The organism is Enterobacter cloacae complex sp. IR5441, from assembly GCF_049238215.1.
GTDB lineage: Bacteria > Pseudomonadota > Gammaproteobacteria > Enterobacterales > Enterobacteriaceae > Enterobacter > Enterobacter hormaechei_C.
In genome coordinates this window covers 1-1258 of the sequence record NZ_JBMKIA010000105.1, presented here as the reverse complement: position 1 = coordinate 1258, position 1258 = coordinate 1, and the positions used below count along the sequence as shown (strand labels likewise).

Sequence of the window (1258 nt, the reverse complement as noted above, 5' to 3'; positions counted from 1 at the left end):
TGATCCTCTCCTCGTAATATGGACACGCGCCTAAGCGAGATTCTGATTTTCAAATTGTTCCGGGCTGAGGCCGCCACAGGCACTGTGACGACGCCAGCGATTGTAATCGCACTCAATGTAATTAAATACCATCGTACGCATATCATCGCGACTGATTAGACGCTCACCGTGGATGCACTCTACCTTCAGCGTGTGGAAAAAGCTTTCCGCGCAGGCATTGTCATAGCAGCAGCCTTTTGCACTCATGCTGCCCCGAAGGTCGTGCTGCTTCAACAGGGCCTGATAATCTGCTGAGCAGTACTGACCACCCCGGTCGCTGTGGGCTATAACCCCTTTTGGCCGCTTACGCCGCCACAGCGCCATTTGCAGGGCATCGCATACCAGCCGGGCCGTCATTCGGGATGACATCGACCAGCCAATAACCGCGCGGGACCACAGGTCAATCACCACGGCAAGATACAGCCAGCCCTCATCGGTGCGAATGTAGGTGATGTCCTGCACCCACTTCTGATTCGGTGCGCTGGCGGTGAAATCCTGATTCAGCAGATTATCGAATACCGGCAGATTATGGGGCTTATAACTCACCGGACTGAACTTACGCGCGGCTTTGGCCCTTAGCCCCTGCCGCTTCAGGCTGGCCGCTACCGTTTTGATGTTGTATTTCACCCCCTGTTCGCGCAGCTCATCAGTAATGCGCGGTGCGCCGTAGCGCTGTTTCGCCTGATGAAAGGCCTGACTGACCGCTTTGTCACATTGCCGGCGAAATTGTTGACGCGGGCTTAGCTGCAGGCGACGGATACGCCAGGCATACCAGCCGCTGCGGGCCACGCGCAGCACCCGACACATGGCTTTAATGCTGAACTCAGCCTGATGTTTTTCGATGAAGACATACTTCATTTCAGGCGCTTTGCGAAGTATGTCGCGGCCTTTTGGAGGATAGCCAGCTCCTCGTCACGCTCTGCCAGCTGGCGCTTCAGGCGGGCATTTTCAGCGGCCAGCTCATTTTCCCGTTCGGAAGACGTTTTCTGCTGCTGTAATTTGCTGCGCCAGGTATATAGCTGAGACTCGTAAAGGCTGAGTTCCCGGGCGGCAGCGGCAACGCCGATGCGCTCCGCAAGCTTCAGGGCTTCGCTGCGGAATTCAGGCGAATGCTGTTTACGTGGTTTCTTACTTACGGTTGCTGATTTAGTCATGTGAGATACCTCTGTCTGGGAGTTTACTCACTTAGTCGCGTGTCCACTATTCGCGGGTAGGATCA

Annotated in this window: 1 protein-coding gene; it reads right to left on the bottom strand. The window is 55.3% G+C overall.

Going from position 1 to position 1258, the window contains the following annotated elements; genetic code table 11:
* Positions 1–30: 30 nt before the first annotated feature.
* A protein-coding gene (locus ACOTX5_RS26525; RefSeq protein WP_087759146.1) for an IS3 family transposase occupies positions 31–1193 on the bottom strand; the annotation gives its coding sequence in 2 pieces (ribosomal slippage) (positions 31–932 and positions 932–1193; 1164 coding nt in all).
* Positions 1194–1258 lie beyond the last annotated feature (65 nt).